We start from the raw sequence: 1381 nt of genomic DNA, 5'->3' as shown, positions 1-1381 counted from the left end.
AGAAAATACTATTTACCGCAGTAATTTTTCTTTTTAGTACGCTAGCGTCAGCGCTAGAAAAGAAAACAATTTGTACATGGGATCCAGTAGGGAAGAACGGCCCAGTAATGACTTTCTATTCAGATTTAAAGCCAAAAGCTATCGCATGGGGTTTAGATCTTGAGTTTATCGCTTATACCGATGAAAAAGTTGCTGCTAACGACTTCAAAGCTGGTGTATGTGACGGCGCTCACTTGAGTGCAATCCTATCACGTCAATTTGTTCCTTTCGCAGGGACACTTGATGCAATTGGCGGTATCACTTCCGACTCTGGTCTTGGTAAAATTCTTGCTACTCTTGCAAGCCCTAAGGCTGGCAAAATCATGACAAACGGTCAATATGAAGCAGTTGCTGCATGGCCTGTTGGCTCTATGTTCGCGTTCGTAAACGATAAGAACATCAATACAGTTGCAGACTTCAGCGGCAAGAAGATTTCAGTTCTTAATGAAGACCCACAGACTCACAAGCTTGCTAACATGGCCGGCGCATCACCTGTAGGCACTTCTTTGGCAACGTTCTCTGGCCAGTTCAACAACGGCAACATTGATATCCTTTTCATGCCAGCACTAGCTTACAACACTTTTGAGCTATACCACGGCCTTGGCGACAAAGGTGGCATTCTTGACTACCGTCTATATTACGGCATGCTTCAAACAATCACCAAGAAAGACAACTTCCCAGCAGACTTTGGTAACAAAATGCGTAAATACGTTGTTGGCCGCTTGAAAGCTATCAATAAACTAGTTGCTGATGCCGAAAAAGAAATACCAGCTAAGTACTGGATCAAAACTAACGAAGAGACTAAAAAAGAGCTAGTTAAGTTTAGCCGTGACATTCGTCTAGCACTTAAAGCTGAAGGTAAAATGGACCCTAAAGCGCTCAAGCTGCTTTGGAAAATCCGTTGTGCTGAAAACCCATCTGCAAGTGAGTGTGCAACTCCTGAATAGGCTAATAGCTTAGCAGATTATAAAAAGGCTCCTTTTAAGGGGCCTTTTTTATTATCAGTGCTTCTCTTTAGGTCTACAATAGCACCATTAGAGGAGCAAACTTATGTCTGACATTCAATATGGCACTAATGAGCCAGTAATATTCACTATGCTAATGACACCTGAAATGGCTAACTTTTCAGGTAACGTACACGGCGGCGCACTATTAAAGCTACTAGACCGGGTCGCTTATACCTGCGCATCACGCTATAGCGGCCATTACGCCGTCACCCTTTCTGTAGACCAAGTTAACTTTCGCCAACCGATTAAAATTGGCGAACTCGTCACCTTTTTATCTTCTGTAAACTACGTCGGACGCACGTCAATGGAAGTAGGCGTCAAAGTCGTTGCTGAAG

At 43.4% G+C, this 1381-nt stretch carries 2 protein-coding genes; both read left to right on the top strand.

The window, feature by feature from the left end; translation table 11 throughout:
• Nucleotides 1–986, top strand: a 986-nt coding sequence (locus A3763_RS02075) for a putative solute-binding protein (protein ID WP_231872072.1), incomplete at its 5' end; no start/stop codon positions are given.
• A gap of 103 nt (nucleotides 987–1089) precedes the next feature.
• Nucleotides 1090–1381, top strand: a 292-nt coding sequence (locus A3763_RS02070) for an acyl-CoA thioesterase (RefSeq protein ID WP_304440773.1), incomplete at its 3' end; no start/stop codon positions are given.

It is taken from the genome of Oleiphilus sp. HI0128 (assembly GCF_001635365.1).
This window is presented reverse-complemented; position numbering and strand designations above follow the sequence as displayed.